Annotated in this window: 16 protein-coding genes; 11 read left to right on the top strand and 5 right to left on the bottom strand. The window is 68.9% G+C overall.

What is annotated here, in order from left to right:
- Nucleotides 1–256 precede the first annotated feature (256 nt).
- Together AC3WOH_RS30065 and AC3WOH_RS30060 are read right to left on the bottom strand one after the other, a co-directional pair.
- The gene (locus tag AC3WOH_RS30065; protein ID WP_492232968.1) at nt 257–1,705 is read right to left on the bottom strand and encodes an RCC1 domain-containing protein; all 1,449 of its coding nucleotides are present in this window, start codon (nt 1,703–1,705) and stop codon (nt 257–259) included.
- A 190-nt stretch (nt 1,706–1,895) separates the two neighbouring features.
- Nucleotides 1,896–2,774, bottom strand: coding sequence for a LysR family transcriptional regulator (locus AC3WOH_RS30060; RefSeq protein ID WP_492232967.1), 879 nt, complete (start codon nt 2,772–2,774; stop codon nt 1,896–1,898).
- A gap of 123 nt (nt 2,775–2,897) precedes the next feature.
- Here AC3WOH_RS30060 and AC3WOH_RS30055 point away from each other — a divergent pair, with 123 nt between their 5' ends.
- The 5 genes from AC3WOH_RS30055 to AC3WOH_RS30035 all read left to right on the top strand — a co-directional run bounded on the left by AC3WOH_RS30055 (nt 2,898) and on the right by AC3WOH_RS30035 (nt 7,287).
- Complete coding sequence (locus AC3WOH_RS30055; RefSeq protein WP_492232965.1) at nt 2,898–3,896, top strand: Bug family tripartite tricarboxylate transporter substrate binding protein; 999 nt, start codon at nt 2,898–2,900, stop codon at nt 3,894–3,896.
- 34 nt (nt 3,897–3,930) lie between these two features.
- Nucleotides 3,931–5,283, top strand: coding sequence for an FAD-dependent oxidoreductase (locus AC3WOH_RS30050; RefSeq protein ID WP_492232963.1), 1,353 nt, complete (start codon nt 3,931–3,933; stop codon nt 5,281–5,283).
- Between the two features lie 261 nt (nt 5,284–5,544).
- Nucleotides 5,545–6,255 carry a P-loop NTPase family protein gene (locus AC3WOH_RS30045; RefSeq protein WP_492232962.1) on the top strand — a complete coding sequence of 237 codons (711 nt, stop codon included), beginning with the start codon at nt 5,545–5,547 and terminating at the stop codon, nt 6,253–6,255.
- Nucleotides 6,252–6,650 carry a hypothetical protein gene (locus AC3WOH_RS30040; RefSeq protein ID WP_492232961.1) on the top strand — a complete coding sequence of 133 codons (399 nt, stop codon included), beginning with the start codon at nt 6,252–6,254 and terminating at the stop codon, nt 6,648–6,650. Before AC3WOH_RS30045 ends, AC3WOH_RS30040 begins: the two co-directional genes overlap by 4 nt.
- Before the next feature lie 46 nt (nt 6,651–6,696).
- Entirely contained in the window at nt 6,697–7,287 is a 591-nt protein-coding gene (locus AC3WOH_RS30035) for a hypothetical protein (protein WP_492232960.1), read from the top strand.
- A gap of 28 nt (nt 7,288–7,315) precedes the next feature.
- Here the strand turns inward: AC3WOH_RS30035 and AC3WOH_RS30030 are convergent, their stop codons facing one another.
- On the bottom strand, nt 7,316–7,963 hold the full coding sequence (locus AC3WOH_RS30030) for an FMN-dependent NADH-azoreductase (protein ID WP_492232959.1): 648 nt from the start codon (nt 7,961–7,963) through the stop codon (nt 7,316–7,318).
- Between the two features lie 90 nt (nt 7,964–8,053).
- On the opposite strand from AC3WOH_RS30030, the gene AC3WOH_RS30025 reads away from it, so the two are divergent.
- The 6 genes from AC3WOH_RS30025 to AC3WOH_RS30000 all read left to right on the top strand — a co-directional run bounded on the left by AC3WOH_RS30025 (nt 8,054) and on the right by AC3WOH_RS30000 (nt 12,122).
- Complete coding sequence (locus AC3WOH_RS30025) at nt 8,054–8,440, top strand: winged helix-turn-helix transcriptional regulator (RefSeq protein ID WP_492232958.1); 387 nt, start codon at nt 8,054–8,056, stop codon at nt 8,438–8,440.
- A gap of 233 nt (nt 8,441–8,673) precedes the next feature.
- Nucleotides 8,674–9,810, top strand: coding sequence for an ABC transporter substrate-binding protein (locus AC3WOH_RS30020; protein WP_492232957.1), 1,137 nt, complete (start codon nt 8,674–8,676; stop codon nt 9,808–9,810).
- A gap of 94 nt (nt 9,811–9,904) precedes the next feature.
- Entirely contained in the window at nt 9,905–10,210 is a 306-nt protein-coding gene (locus AC3WOH_RS30015) for a hypothetical protein (protein ID WP_492232956.1), read from the top strand.
- A gap of 16 nt (nt 10,211–10,226) precedes the next feature.
- Complete coding sequence (locus AC3WOH_RS30010) at nt 10,227–10,805, top strand: alpha-ketoglutarate-dependent dioxygenase AlkB (protein WP_492232955.1); 579 nt, start codon at nt 10,227–10,229, stop codon at nt 10,803–10,805.
- A 144-nt stretch (nt 10,806–10,949) separates the two neighbouring features.
- Nucleotides 10,950–11,099: a hypothetical protein gene (locus tag AC3WOH_RS30005; protein WP_492232954.1), complete on the top strand. Its 150-nt coding sequence runs from the start codon at nt 10,950–10,952 to the stop codon at nt 11,097–11,099.
- A 162-nt stretch (nt 11,100–11,261) separates the two neighbouring features.
- Nucleotides 11,262–12,122 (top strand): hypothetical protein, encoded by an 861-nt coding sequence (locus tag AC3WOH_RS30000; protein WP_492232953.1) that lies wholly within the window; start codon nt 11,262–11,264, stop codon nt 12,120–12,122.
- Here AC3WOH_RS30000 and AC3WOH_RS29995 read toward each other — a convergent pair whose 3' ends face one another.
- Nucleotides 12,123–14,738: a putative bifunctional diguanylate cyclase/phosphodiesterase gene (locus tag AC3WOH_RS29995; RefSeq protein WP_492232952.1), complete on the bottom strand. Its 2,616-nt coding sequence runs from the start codon at nt 14,736–14,738 to the stop codon at nt 12,123–12,125.
- 3 nt (nt 14,739–14,741) lie between these two features.
- Nucleotides 14,742–15,218, bottom strand: a complete 477-nt coding sequence (locus AC3WOH_RS29990) for a prepilin-type cleavage/methylation domain-containing protein (protein WP_492232951.1) — start codon at nt 15,216–15,218, stop codon at nt 14,742–14,744.
- Between the last annotated feature and the right edge of the window lie 89 nt (nt 15,219–15,307).

The raw sequence follows: 15,307 nt of genomic DNA, 5'->3' as shown, positions 1-15,307 counted from the left end.
TCGACCCCGGGCATCGCGAGCGCAGCCAGGCCTCGATTTCCACGGGCCCGACAACTACCAGGAGGTGGTGGTGGAATGCGCCACTCGGCTCGGCTTCAGCGTCTACGACTAGGGCCTGTTCACCCTAATTTCGGGGTCGCGAAGGCCCTTGCCGGCGTGCCAATCTAGGCGCGCGAGGCGTGGGAGGCGCTGCGCGCCCTGCCGCGCGGTGCGGCCGCGGCCTGAGACAGCCGGACCCGAGCCCGCCCCTGCGGGGCTACCGGATGGTGTGCACCAGCTGGTAGCGCTTGCTCTCCATCATCTCTTGCAGGCCGGCTGACAGGTCCGTCCTGAGGCCATAGCCGATATAGACCTGCGTGCCCGCCAGCGATGTCAGGTCCTGGTCCGCAAACAGTACCGTGGTCTTGTTCTCCAGACTCCAGCTCCAGGGCCGGGGAACGTCGAAGGTATTGAGCGTTGCGAAGAAAGATCCGTTGTAGGTGAAGCCCCCCGCATTCGGGGTGAAGGCGAAGAGGTAGACACTGCCCTGGGCTCCACTGGCCAGGTGCTCGCTGCCGATCTGCACGCGCGCCGTGAGCGTCTGGCGCGTGAGGGGCCCGGACACGGTGATCCCGCCCAGCTGTGGCGAGGGCGTGCCGCCGAAAACCACGGCCGTGGGTTGGACCGGCGTAGCCCCTGCAGCCCCGGTGCCCAGCTGCCCCACACTGTTGCTGCCCCAGGCCACGAGGGTGCCGTCGGACTTCAGGGCCAGGGTGTGCTGGGCCGCAGCCGCGATCGCGGTGTAGCCGTTGCCGATCAGTTGCGGGCTGTCCGCATCGGCCGCTGCATCGGTACCCAACTGGCCATTGGCGTTGGAGCCCCAGGCCCATACGGTGCCATCGGTCTTGAGCGCCACGGTGTGCGACGCGCCCTTCGCCACCAGGCCATAGCCCGCACCCAGCGAGGCCGGCTGCTCCTCGCCCTTCCACTGCCAGAGCGTGCCATCGGTCTTCACGCCCGCGGCGGTGGTGGCATTGAGCGCCACCTGGGCAAAACCGCTGCCCGCTGGCCCCGCGCTGCCGTAGGCCGTGCGCCAGGTGTTGAGAACATTGTTGTTCGACACGTAGCGCAGGGCGCCGCCATCGAGCACGAACAGCGCGTTGTAGGGGCCCGTGGCCATCTGCTGCGTGCCGGTGGGCAACTGGTCCAGCGAACCAGTGCCCCCGGCAGGCGCGCTGTAGACGAGCTTGGACTCGCCCCAGAACCAGACCGTGCCGTCGGCCTTGGCGGCCGTGTCGGAGGTGAGCAGCTTGTCAAAGCCGCTGCCGATCTGCACCGGCGCGGTCTCGTAGAACTCGCGGTCCTTGAGCACCGCATGGCCCCACATCCACAGGCTGCCATCGGCCTTGAGGGCCACCATGTAGCGGCTGCCCACCTGCACCTGGGTGAAGCCGGTGCCCACCCGCACCGGCTTTTCCGCGCTGACGGAGCTGCCGTTGCCCAATTGCCCAGCCATGTTGTCGCCCCAGGTCCACAGCGTGCCATCGCTCAGGATGGCGGCCGAATTCGACGCGCCCGTGGCGAACTTCACGACCGTGGCCGCATGGGCGCCCAGCGCGGTGGCGAACAGGGCGCACGCCAGGCCCAGCCCCGCCGCAGGTCGGCGGGGCGAGGCGATCCTCTGCAGCGGCTGCAATGCATGGGTCAACACGGCCAGGAAATTCATGGGGGCGCGCCTTTCAAGACAAAAAAAGATGGGAAACGCATGGGGACAGAAAGACAGAAAGCAAAAACACGCACCGCAGCCGCCCCGCACCAGCGCTCCAGGCAGTATGCGCAGGGCGACGCGGCTTGCCCCTCCCCCGGCCGGGGGGCTTGATAGCCCCCTCAGGAGCAGAGGGCGAGGCCCCGCCCCCTCACTCCAGAAACAGCTCCGCCACCATCGCACGCAGCCACCGGTTCCCCGGGTCGTGGTGAAAGCGCTCATGCCAGTGCTGCTTGATGGCAAAGCCCGGCAGCACAAACGAGGTCTGCACCAGGCGCACTGCCGCAATGCGTGCCAGCGTCTGCGCAACGCGCGCGGGCACCGTGGCCACCAGATCGGTCTGCGCCAGCAGGTTGCCCAGGCCCGGCAGGGTGTGCAGGGTCAGCACCACATCGCGTTGCATCTTCAGGCGCTTGAGCTCCTGCTCCAGCAATTCATGGCCCGTGCCCGGCGCGATGATGGCCACGTGGCGCTCGCGCTTGTAGAGCGGGCGGGTGGCGCGCGACACCAGGCGCGGGTGGGCGCGGCGCACTACGCAGGCAAAACCTTCGTCGAACAGCTTTTGCTGGTAGAAGCCCGCGTCGAGCTCGGGCATGTAGCCCACGGCCAGGTCGGTGTCGCCCGACTCCAGCCGCGCCGCGGTGTCGGGCGCGATGCGCAGCACCTCGATCTGGATGCCCGGGGCTACGGACTCGACCTTCTTGACCACGCGTGGCAGAAACTCCAGGTGGCTCACGTCGGTCATGCTGATGCGAAAGCGCCGCTTCGACGTCCGCGGGTCGAACACCACCTGCTGCTTTGTGGCAGCGCGCAGCAGCTCCAGCGCCTGGCGCAGGGGCCCCAGCAAATCGGCGGCATGCGGTGTGGGCACCATGCCCTGCGCCGTGCGCACAAACAGCGGGTCATTGAACTGGCGCCGCAGGCGCGCCAGCGCCAGGCTCACCGAGGTCTGGGGAATCTCCAGGTTCTCGGCCGCGCGCGACACGCTGCGCGTCTTGTAGACCTCATCGAACACGGAGAGCAGCCGCATGTCCATTATTTCAAATCCTGCTGGGAGCTATACCGCTCATTAAATAGACGCAATGTTGCTCCGCGCCTAAAGTTTGCGCAATCCCCGCAGCGCCGTCGGGGAAGCAACCAGGAGACAACACCCATGGCATCCGGCAAGCGATCCATTTCCTTCGCAGCATCCCCCACCCTCCGCGCCACCGCACTGCTGGCATGCCTGTGCCTGGCCGGCATGCCGGCCTGGAGCCAGGACTGGCCCCAGGGCCCCGTCAGGCTCGTGGTGCCGTTCGACGCAGGCTCCACCCCCGACCTGGCCGCGCGCGCCATTGGCGAGCGGCTGGCGGCGCGGCTGCACCAGCCCTTCGTGGTCGAGAACAAGAGCGGTGCGGCGGGCAACATCGGCACCGACGCCATTGCCAAGGCCAGCCCCGATGGCCGCACCATCGGCGTGAGCATCGCCGAGCCGCTCGGGGTGAACGCCCTGCTGTTCAAGAAGCTGCCCTACGACCCCGCCAAAGACTTGGCGCCCATCACCATCGCCGTCTCGCAGCCCTCGGTGCTGGTGGTGCGCAAGAAGCTGGAGGGCACCGATGCCAAGGCCCTCGCCTCCAGCATGAAGGACGCGAAACTGACGTTCGCCTCCATCGGCGCCGGGTCCATCTCGCACCTGGGCATGGCCGCGCTGGCCAGCCAGGGCGGTGCCGATGCGGTGCACATCCCCTACCGCGGTTCGGGCGCGGCCGTCACCGCCGTGCTGGCGGGTGAGGTCGACATGGCGCTGCTGCCCGCGGCAGCCGTCATGCCCCACGTCAAGGCGGGCAAGCTGTCGGCGCTGGCCGTGGCCTCGCCGGCCCGCTCGCCCTCGCTGCCCAACGTGCCCACCCTGGCCGAAAGCGGCCTGCCCGCCATCCAGGCCGATGCCTGGATCGGCTTTGTCGCGCCCGCGCGCACGCCCGATGCCGTGGTCAAGGCCCTGCAGAACCAGATCGCCCAGGTGCTCGCCGAGCCCGCCATGGTGGAGAAATTCCGCGCGCAGTACATGGACCCCGCAGGCGGCTCGCCCGACGACATGCGCAAGCAGATCGGTGCCGACATCGCGCGCTGGAAGCCGGTGATCGAGGCCAACCGCATCGCCCTGGATTGATGCCATGACCAACGCAATGAAAGAAGAGAACGCAATGGCTGCTGTTGCCACCCTGCTGGAGCCCGCGCGCGAGTTGCCGGTGTTTGGCGAATACGACGTGGTCGTGGTGGGCGGCGGGCCGGCCGGGCTGGCGGCCGCGGTGAGCGCCGCGCGCCGCAAGGCACGCACCCTGCTGGTGGAGTCCTACGGATTTCTGGGCGGCATGGGCACCGCAGGCGGCGTGACCAACTTTGCCGGGCTGTACGGCCGGCACGAGGGGGAGATGAAGCTGCTGGTGCGCGGTGTGGTCGACGAACTGCTGGATCGACTGGAGGCCATGGATGGCCTCAACCAGCCGCAGGATGGCATGCAGGGCCGCATCCGCGTGCGCTCGTACGACACCTCCCTCTACAAATGCGCGGCCGACCAGTGGCTGCTGGCCGCGGGCGTGCAGCTGCTGTTCCACGCGCGGGCCGCAGGCGTGCTGCGCGACGGCAATCGCATTGAGGCACTCGTCGTCGAAACCAAGTCGGGCCGCCAGGCGATCCGCAGCCAGGTGTTCATCGACTGCTCGGGCGATGCCGATGTGGCGGCGTTTGCCGGCGTGCCCTACGAGGTGGGCGACGGGAATGGCAGCGGCCTGTTCCCCACCACTATGTTCCGGGTCGGCCATGTCGACCCCGCCCAGGCGCTGCCCGCCGTGGGCGAGTTCAAGGCCATCAACGACTTCATGGAACGGGCGCAGCAGCAGTTCCCGGGCCGCTACCGCTTTCCCCGCGAGGGCGCGATCCTGCGGCCGCAGATCCACCCGTCGGAGTGGCGCGCCAATGTCACCTCCATCGCCAACGCCCGGGGCCAGGCCATGAACGCCGTGAATGCCGTCGAGCTGAGCGACGGCGAGGTAGAGGGCCGCCGCCAGATCGCCGAGTACTTCCGCTTCCTGCGCGAGCAGGTGCCGGGCTTCGACGGCTCACGCATCGTGGAGATCGCGCCGCAGATCGGCATCCGCGAAACCCGCCGCATCGAGGGCCTGTATGCGCTGACGGGCGATGACATCCTGCAGTCGGCCCGCTTCGACGACCGCATCGGCATCAACGCCTGGCCCATGGAGCTGCACCGCGCGGGCGGCATCACCTGGGGCTTCCCAACGGACCCGCGCAGGGCCTACAACGACCTGCCCTGGCGCATGCTGGTGCCGCAGCAGATTGAGAACCTGCTCGTGGCCGGCCGCTGCGCCAGCATGACGCACGAGGGCCAGTCGGCCGCGCGCGCCAGCGGCGGGTGCTTCGTGATGGGCCAGGCCGCGGGCACGGCTGCGGCCCTGGCGGGCAGCACGCGCTTGCAGGATGTCGATGTGCAGCACCTGCAGTCGTGCCTGCGCGAAGACGGAGCGCTGCTGGAGGCATGAGTTCTGGCCGAGTGCAAGCACAGCAGCAGTCGCCGGCCCCGTGGCGCGGCACCTGTTGATGGCCCACAACAGGCCAGGCAAACAGCGCTCCGCCCGCCGCTATAGTGGGCTGCGGTTGCATGCGGGGCTTTCACTGAGGAGCCCGCTTGCCAGGCAACAGCACCTGCCGTGCACCCAGCCACACTCTTTTTCTCACCACGCCAAGCGATGCACCCCCCTCCAAGCCTGCCCTGTGTCCAGTCAGCCCACCGCCTGGTGATCGTGGAAGGCATCATGGGCTCAGGCAAGTCCACCACCATGCGGTTCATCGCGCAAAGTCTGCAGGACGCTGGCCGCGCCGCCTTGCCCGTGCACGAAAGGACCGACCCGCATCCTGTGCGGGCGACAGACGAGTTGGAACACTGGTTCCAACCCTGGCTCGACACAACCCCGACGCAACTGGCCGCGCGCAGCATCCGCAGATGGGCAGCGCTGGTCGAGGCGTCGCAGGCAGACGGCGCCATCCGCGTCATGGATGGCCAGCTGTTCCACGGTGACCTCACGAACCTGTTCCTCATGCAGGCCGATGCGGCAGCCCTGCACGACCACATCCAGGCACTGGCATCGGCCATCGCCCCGCTGAACCCTGTGGTCGTGTACTTTCGACAAGAGGACGTCGAGCACGCCATCCGCACTGTCTGCGAAGAGCGCGGCGCCGAATGGATGGCCTACCAGGTCAACTGGAAGCTTGCAGCGCCGTACAGCACAGGCCGCAGGTTCGCGGGGCTGGAGGGCCTGGTTGCCCTGTACCAGGACTACCGGCGTCTGACCGACGCGCTGTTTGAACGCCTCCCGCTCTCCAAGCTGGCGATCGAAAACTCAAGGCAGGACTGGCCCGCCTACCATGCCCTCATCTTGCAGACCTTGGGCTTGCCGCCGGTGGTGCCTGCAGGCGCAAGTCCATCCCGCCCTCCCGCCCCACAAACCCCATGAGCCACAGCGTTTTCCGCTTCAAGCCCTCTCAGCCGGACCTCAGCGCCCCACAGATCGCGGCGATCCGCCGCCTCAGCCCGCACTCCATCGCCGAGATCCGGCGCAGGGCGGTGGCGAACGAGTCCGTGCTCGACATCCCGGTCTTCTCGGGCGAGTGGCCGGCCAGCAAGGCCCAGGTGGTGGAACTGCTGCACAGCATCGAAACGGGGCAGATGCCGCTGGCAGTCTACGCGGCGCGCGGGTCCGAAGAAGAGCACCTGGGCGTCGAGAAGGCGCGCCAGCGCCTGCAGTTCCTGCGCGGCATTGCGCTGGAGCAGGACATGCAGGCCCAGCTCGAATCCGGGCACATCGCCTCGCCCGAGGAGTACACGCCCCTGCCGGAGGACGAGGGCTGAGCCCTGCGCGTGGCACCATGCCTGCCCCAGAAAGAAAGGAAAGCCGGTGAGCAGCAGCCAAGGCAGCATCGACCAGGAAACCGCAGAACGGCTGGGTTTCCCCAGACCCCACTACACCGCCGTCGAGCGCGAGCGGCGCTGGCTGTGCCGCGAAGTGCCGCCGCGCGAGCGCATTCGCCGCACGGACGCGATCACCGACCTCTATGTCACCGGCGCCCGGCTGCGCCTGCGGGAAGCCCGCCCGCTCGATGGCGGCGCGCCCCTGCGGCGGCTCACGCGCAAGGGGGATGTGGACAGCCACACCCGGCTGATCACGTCGATCTACCTGCCCGAGGATGAATTCGCCCTGCTCGCCGCTTCCCTGCCGGGGCGGCACATCCACAAGCTGCGCCACCGGCTGGAGCCGGTGGATGGCGTGGTCGTGGCAGTCGACGAGTTCCAGGGCGAGCTCGCGGGCCTGGTGCTGGCAGAGGCCGAATTCGAGACTGCCGAGCTGCTGGCCGCGTTCCCCGGGCCGGACTTTTCCGTGCGCGAGGTGACGCTGGATGCCCGCTTCACCGGGGCCCGCCTGGCCAGGGACGGCATGCCGGACCTGGGCCCCCCACACCTGGGAGCACGGCCTGCGGCCGAGCGCTGAACGAATGCGCTGCGGCCTGGGCAGACGGCTACAGCGCTGCCGCCGCCACGGCCTGCACCACCGCAGGCTCCACCTGCTGCAGAAACTCCGCGCGGGGCTGCTGCCCCAGGTCCACCACCTTGGTGCCGCCCGCGGCGACAAAGGTCACGTCCTCGATGCCGATGACCTGGAGGATCATGCGCAGGTAGTTGCTGGCGATGTCGCGCTCGCGGATCGGCGAGCCCTCGGTATACACCCCGCCCGAGGCGATGAGCACCGTGGCCTTCTTGCCGCGCACCAGGCCCTCGCCGGTGGTTCCCAGGGTGAGCCCCTTGCGCACGATATGGTCCACCCAGGCCTTGAGGCTGGCGGGCACGTTGTAGTTGTACACGGGCGTGCTGATGGCGATGTGGTCGGCCGCCAGCAGCTCGGCGACCAGCGCATCGGACAGCTGCAGCTCGGCCTTCATGGCCGGCGTGTGCTGGTCTGCGGGCGTGAGGCTGGCACCCAGCCAGGGGGCGGTGACGTAGGGCAACGCGGTGGCGGCCAGGTCGCGCTGCACCACGTGGCCGCCCGGGTGCGTGGCCTGCCACTGGGCCACGAAGGTACTTGCGAGGTTTCGCGAAATGGAGTGCTCTCCACGCGGGCTGGCCTGCACCAGCAGCAGGGTCGGGGTCGGGTTGGATGTCACGGTCATGCGGTCCTTGTCATGCAGATGAGTTAACGAACAATTTGTTCGTTACATCAGTATGGGATGTGTGCGAAGATCCCACAAGAAGGCACTTTTATGAGCGAAACGAACATTTCTGTTCCCAAAGACACCCTGTCGCCCACCGACTGCAAGGGCCTGGCCGACGTGCTGGCCAGCGTGGGCGACAAGTGGACCATCATGGTCGTGGGCGCGCTGGCCAAGGGGCCGCTGCGCTACAACGAGGTGCAGCGCCGGGTGAGCGGCATCTCGCAGCGCATGCTGACGCTGACCTTGAAGCGCCTGGAGGTGGACGGCATCGTCACGCGCACCCTCTTCCCCTCGGTGCCGCCGCGTGTGGACTACGAGCTCACCGAGCTGGGCCAGACCCTGCGCGGAGCGCTGCTGCCGCTGCACCTGTGGGCGGCGAAGCACCGCGATGCCATCGTCCGCAACCGCGAGGGCGCGACCGAGCCATCGGCGTGAATCGAAGGGCGCGGGCCGCCCCCCACCCGCTGCCACAAAGTCCACCCTGCGGGCCCTGCCTGGCGGTAGACTCGCCTCTTTCGCACTGCAGCAAAATGCCTTGCCCAGGCCCCCGGGCGTGGCCGGCCTGCTGCCGTTGCGGGGGTTTTCTTCAATGCTTCGGTGCCGCTGGGGGACAGTGGTTTTTTTGCGGATGGTGCGGCCCGGACTCCAAACGACTACGACATTCATCCATGCGCCCTTCTCTTGCCCTTCTGCGCCGCTCCGTGCTGGCCGCCTCCCTTCTTTGCACCGGCACGCTGGCCCTGGCCCAGGGCATCGTGCTCGGCCAGATCGGGCCCTTCACCAAGCTGCCCGTGCCCGATGCGGTCGAGGTGAACCAGGGCATCAAGGCCTATGTAACCCAGGCCAACAAGGCCGGCATCAAGGGCCAGAAAGTCTCGCTGTTCGAGGCCGATGACGAGTACAGCCCCGAAGGCTTTCTCGCGCAGTTCCCCAAGGCGCTGGAGAAAAAGCCCGTGGCGCTGATCTCGCCCATCGGCTCGGCCGCCATCAAGCGCATGCTCGACGACAAGCTGCTCGATGCCGCGCCCGTGGTGGTGATGAACGCCGTGCCCGGCGCCGAAAGCCTGCGCACGCCCGGCCATGCCAAGCTGTTCCACATCCGTGCGGGCGACAAGCAGCAGATCGAGAAGATCGTGACGCACACGCGCACCCTGGGCATGACGCGCCTGTCGGCGCTGTACCAGGACCTGCCCATCGGCACCTCGGGCATGGCCATGGCGCAAGAGGCCGCCAAGGCCACGCAGGGCATCACGCTGCAGGGCGTGAAGTCGGCCACCGACGCGGCCGCGCTCGACGCCGCCGCACAGCAACTGGCCAAGCAGGACGCACAGGGCGTGCTGGTGCTCGGCGCCCCGCGCTTCATGGCCGAGGGCATTGCCGCGCTGCGCAAGGCGGGCGTCAAGCAGTCGATCTTCGTGCTGTCGTACGTGCCGGCCGGCCTCATCGTCAAGCTCGCGGGCGTGGAAGGCGCGCGCGGTGTGGGCATTGCCCAGACCTACCCCAACCCCAACGGCAAGACCCTGCCGCTGCACCGCGAGTTCCAAGCCGCCATGAAAGAGGCCTTCCCTGCCGTGCAGGAGTACACCTCCTTCCACCTGGAGGGCTACCTCTCGGCCCGCACCGTGGGCGAGGCGCTCAAGCGCAGCAAGGACGCCAACCCCAGCGCCGCCGCCCTGGCCAGCACGCTCACCAGCATGGGCGAGATCGACTTCGGCGGCTTCCGTGTGGACTTCTCCAAGGGCAACGTGGGCAGCCGCTTTGTGGACATCGGCGTGATCGGCAGCGACGGGCGCTTGCGGTATTGACCTGGTGACAACGGGGTGGGCGCGCTCCGCATAAATCTGCTGCACGCTTTTCCAAAATACTGTAAATTCATACAGTATTATCTGGAGATCGAGCATGGCTGTTCTGGACGCCACCTACACCGTCGCCCTGTGCGACCACCCCGGCCTCACGCAGGCCGAACGCACCGCTGCCGAGGTGCGCTTTGCCGTTGCGCTGGAGCACCAGTTCGGCGGCCCCGATGACATTGCGACCACCCTGCACACCATCGACGCGCTGGAGCGCGTGGAGCCCGAGGACGTGTCGGCGCACGACCTGGTGGCCCTGCAGCACTGGGTGCGGGCCCTGGGCATTGCGCGCCTGGCGGGCTACCGCGGCATGGCGCCGCGCGACGGCAGCCGCTTCGAGGTGCGGCTGGGGTAGCGGCGGGTCCACGGCCATGGACCAGTCCACGCTGTTCGGCGATGCGCTGGTGCTGGCCTCCATTCCCGGCCTGGTCTACCAGCCTGAATTTCTGGGCCGGGCGGAGGAGGCAGCGCTCATCCCCATCCTTCAGTCCCTGCCGCTGCGCGCCGCCCGGTACAAGGAGTACCTGGCACGGCGCCGGGTGGCGGGCTTTGGCGGCTCGTTCGACTTCGACACCAACCAGCTGCTGCCGGGTAAGCCGCTCGATGAGCGCCTTGCGCCCCTGCGCGAGCGCGTGGCCGCGTGGCAGGGCATGCGCCCTGAGCAACTGGCCCATGCCTTGGTGTCGGAGTACGCACCTGGGACGCCCCTGGGCTGGCACCGCGACGTGCCGGACTTCGAGCGCATCATCGGCGTCTCGCTGGGCAGCCCGGCCACGCTGCGATTTCGGCCCTGGCCCTACCGCCCGGAGTTGCAGCGCGAGGTGGTGGCCCTGGAGGTGGAGCCCCGCTCCATCTATGTGCTGCAGGGCGACGCACGCTGGAAGTGGCAGCACTGCGTGGAGCCGACCCCGGCCCTGCGCTGGTCAGTCACCTTCAGGGACAAGCGCTGAGCTGCACACGGGCCCTGGGCGCATGCGCAGGCATGCGCTGCACCTCCACCATCCCCTTGCCGACGCGCGCTCGCCCCCACCTCCTACAGCGGCCACCCGAGCGGCAGCCGATGCTCTGTCTCCCCCCAACCTGGAGAACACCCCATGCGCAAGATGATCCTGATGGCGATTGCCGGCTACCTGTGGAAGAAATACAAGGCCCACAACGGCCATGCCAGCACCAAGTCCCCCGGTGCAGCAGACGGCGGCCCCGCAGCGGCGCCAGCCACGGCAACGCCTGCGGCCCGGACCTGAGCATGCCGTGAGCGGCCCGTTCGAGCCCGCGCCCCCATGCTGCGCAGTGGCAAGCGGGCACGCCGGGCTGCAGCGACCAAGGCAGGTGACGGGCGTCGCTGGACCCTACCTTCGTGGGGTTCCCCCGCGTGCGAGGCCTCGCCATACTTCGCACCTTTTTCCATGACCATCACCGTGTCCTTGCCCGCTCCACACTCTCCGTCCGCAGCATCCGTGCACCGCTGCGCCCCGTTGGCCTGGTTGGCCCTGGCCGCATCGCTGTCGGCCTGCGGCGGGGGTGGCAGTGATGGATCGCCCGCCCCTGGCCCCGGCCCTACCCCCATCGAGCGCTTCACCCTCGGCGGCACGGTGAGCGGCCTGGCACCCGCGTCCGGCATCAGCGGCAGCAGCCGGCTGGTGCTGCAGAACAACGAGGGCGACGACCTGCTGCCCACGGCCAACGGCCGCTTCGTGTTTGCCACGCCGCTCACGTCGGGCAGCGCCTATGCTGTGCGCGTGAAATCGCAGCCCGACGGCCAGACCTGCACCGTGGCCCAGGGCAGCGGCGCCATGCCCGGCGCCGCCGTGGACTCCGTGCAGGTGGGCTGCGCCACCGCGGTGTGGGGCCTGCCCGAGGGCGCATGGGTGCGCGAGACCTGCAGCAACGCCACCCCGGGCCAAGGCTTGCGCAACTTTTTTCGCCTGACACGCCAGGACGAGACCCGCCTCACCGTCAACAATGGAACCATGGCCTATGCCAATGCCCAGTGCAGCGGCGCAGGCACCGTGCAGTCCGAAAAGGAATACGCCCGCTTCGTGGTGGACCGCAAGGAGACCCGGGGTGGCATCACCGCCTTCTGGGGCAACTGGACCTTCACCGCGACCCCCGCCAACCCCACGCGCGCCGTATTTGCGCGCTCGGGCCCCTACCTGTGCTGGGGGAACGACCACTTCTGGGCCCAGTTCCCCACCATGGACGATGTGGAGCGCATCGTGGTGGGCAACCCGGCGCAAAGCGGGCAGTGCTTCTTGCTGCCGAACTAACTACGGCTTGAACGCGGCGGGCGCGCTGCCCGCCCATGACCGCGCCAGCTCGGCGGGGGTCTGCGGCTTGCCGTAGAGGTAGCCCTGCAACTCGTTCACGCCCAGGCCCTGCAACAGGTCGGCCTGCACGGTCGTCTCCACGCCCTCAGCCACCACGCGCTTGTCCAGCGCCTTGGCCAGGGCCACGATGGCCGTGGCAATGGCCAGCGCGGGGCGCTCCACGCCAAAGGCGAAGACAAAGCTCTTGTCGATCTTGAGCGTATCGAACGGCAGGCGGTTCAGGTAGCGCATGGCCGAGTAGCCCACGCCAAAATCGTCCAGCGCGATCGCCACGCCCTGCGCGCGCAAGGCCGCCAGGCGCGTGACGGCGGCATCCACGTCCTGGATGAGTGCGCCCTCGGTGACCTCCAACTCCAGCTCGCCGGGGCGGATGCCGAACTCCTGCACCAGTGCATGCAGCGCCGCGGGAAAGCCCGGGTCGGCCAGTTGCACGGGCGAGAGGTTCACCGACAGGTGGCGCACGGGCACAGCGGGGTCGGTACGCCACTGCGCAAACTGCTGCAGTGCCTGGCGCAGCACCCACAGGCCCAGCTCGAGAATGAAGCCCGACTCTTCGGCCAGCGCGATGAAGGTGTCGGGCGGCACCAGCCCGTGGTCGGGGTGGCGCCAGCGCAGCAGCGCCTCGACCGAGGCAATCTGGCGGTCGCTGGCGCCCACGCGCGGCTGGTACACCACGAACATCTGCTGCGCGGCCAGAGCCTGGCGCAGGTCACGCCGCAGCGCCAGCCGCTCGGCCTGCTGGACGGCCAGCGCGGGCTCGAACTCCACCAGCACATTGCGGCCCGCCCCCTTGGCGGTGTACATGGCCAGGTCGGCGTGCCGGAGCATCTCGTCCCGCGAAGCCCCATGCACGGGGAACAGCGCCATGCCCAGGCTCGCGGCGAGCGGCAGCACGCGCGGGGGCACGTGGTAGGGCACGCGCACGGCCTGCACCACGGCCTCGATCTCGACCCTGAAGGCCCCTTGCGCATCGGCCGGCAGCACAAAGACAAACTCGTCCCCGCCCGGGCGGGCCATGGCCAGTGCGCGCCCGCCGATGCATGCGCGCAGGCGGCTGGCCACCTCGCGCAGCACGCAGTCGCCCACATGGTGGCCATAGGCGTCGTTGATTTCCTTGAAGCCATCGAGGTCCATGCAGACCACGGCGAAGGGCCGGCCTGCGGCGCGCGGGCTATCCCCATCCAAGGGGGGTGGCACCAGTTGGTCGAGGGCCTCCATCAGCCCGAAGCGGTTGAGCAGGCCCGTCAGGCTGTCTTGCGTGGCGCGTTCGCGCAGCTGCTGCTCGTGCTGCTCGGCATGCAGGGCCACGGCCAGCCGCTGGCGAAAGGCGCCGAGCTCGCGCCCAGCCCGGCCCTGCGGTTCCGGCAGCTCGGTCAGGCGCAGCCACACGCGCTGGGTGCCGGTCTCGGCCACGGGCAGGTCGTGCCCGGGGCTTATTTCGCCGATGGGGTCCACAGGGGCTTCGCGCTGCTGCAGCGTGCCGTCGGCCGCCAGCGACAGCAAATGGGGCCCGGGTGCGCCCGCAGGCCACTGCAGCACGCCCACCGGGTCTTGCGCCGGCAGGCGGTGCAGGTGCGCCAGCATCATCTGCACCACCTCGGCAAACGGCCGCTGGCCGATGATGGCCTGGTCCATCTGCGCGAGCACGCGGAACAGCGCCAGGTCGCGCCCCACCTCTTCGGTCATGGCGTTGAAGGAGTCGGCCAGGTCGGTGAACTCGCTGCGCTGGCCGCCGATCTGCACCTGGCGCGTGAAATCGCCGCGCAACACCGCGCGCGTGCCCGAGGTAAGTGCATCCAGCGGCCGGGTCAGCCGGCGCAGCACCACCGAACTGCTCACCAGCGCCAGCAGGAACGCGATGCCCGCCACATTGCCCACCAGGGCCGCCACGCCGATGGGCAGGTAGCGGCGCACGTCCGGCTGCAGCGTGGTGATGAGGGTCCAGGCCGGTGCATCGAAGTACGGCGTGAAGAAGATCTCGCGCTGCGTGCGCACGGCCTGGGCGTCCTGCACCTCCACCCCCTGGCAGAAGGGCGCGGCCAGCTGCGGCCCCGAGAAGCAAAGCCGGTGCGTGCCCGACTGGGCGTTCTCCCACAGGTAGTCGGCGGTGAAGCGGCCGCGCACCGCGGCGCCTTCCACTGGCACGATCAGCTCCACCACGGGCGCCGCCCCGGGCTGCGCAGCACCGGTCACGCGCAGGGCGCTGCGCCCGCCGGGCGCCAGCGCGGCCTCTGCCGGGGCAAGCCGGTCCACGCGGGCAAAGACAGCCTCGAGCCCCGTGTCCAACGCCACCGGCCCGGGGCCATCGCCCGATGGCAGGCCATGCACATGCAGCAGGCTTTCGGCGGCGCGCAACCGGTCGATGAGGTTGATGCCCACCGCCTTGGCCAGCTCACCGCTGAGCTGCGCGGCCGATTGCTGCACCACGTACTGCGTGAGCTGGTAGGCCAGCAGCGACATGGCGCCCACCGGCACCGCCACCAGCACAAAGAACGTGGCCAGCAACTGGCGCCCCACGCGGCTGTGCAAGATGGCCTGGGCCGCACTCAGGCGCATGCGTCAGTAGTCCTCGGCCACACCGATGAATCCCCCGTTGTTGGCGCGGATGATGTCGTCGCGGCTGGCCTTGGCGGTCAGCGGCGTCTGGCTCTTGCCATCGGGCCCCATGCTGTACAGATCGTAGTCGCTGTTGAGCGGGTGCAGGGACTTGTCCTTGCGCTTGTCACCCACTTTGGCACCCTCCATCGACAGATAGCGGTAGGGGTTTCCCCAAGGGTCGAGCCGGTTGTCGGGCAGAGCGGCCAGGCTCGTCGGAAACGCGTTCGTGAAGTTCAGGTACCGGTCCAGCTTGACGCTGATCTCCAGGATGTCCTTCTTGGCGGCGGCGATCCTGGCACGTTGCATGTAGGCCTGGTAGCTGGGCAAGGCCACGGCGGTCAGCAGGCCGATCAGCGTGACGGAGATCAGCAGCTCCAGCAAGGTCACGCCCAGGGCGCGCAGCGCCCGTTGGTGGGGACCGCCGATCCGGATGGTCATGGCCTGGCACCTTCGCACACGGCAGCTGCCCAGCGCAGCACCACGAACAGGGCCGTGGCCCATGCCGCGCGCGGCACAACCCATGTCTC

The sequence above is a fragment of the Acidovorax sp. FW305-C-20-28 genome (assembly GCF_058783375.1).
The sequence above is the reverse complement of the archived record's forward strand: the minus strand, read 5'-3'. Positions and strand labels throughout refer to the sequence as shown.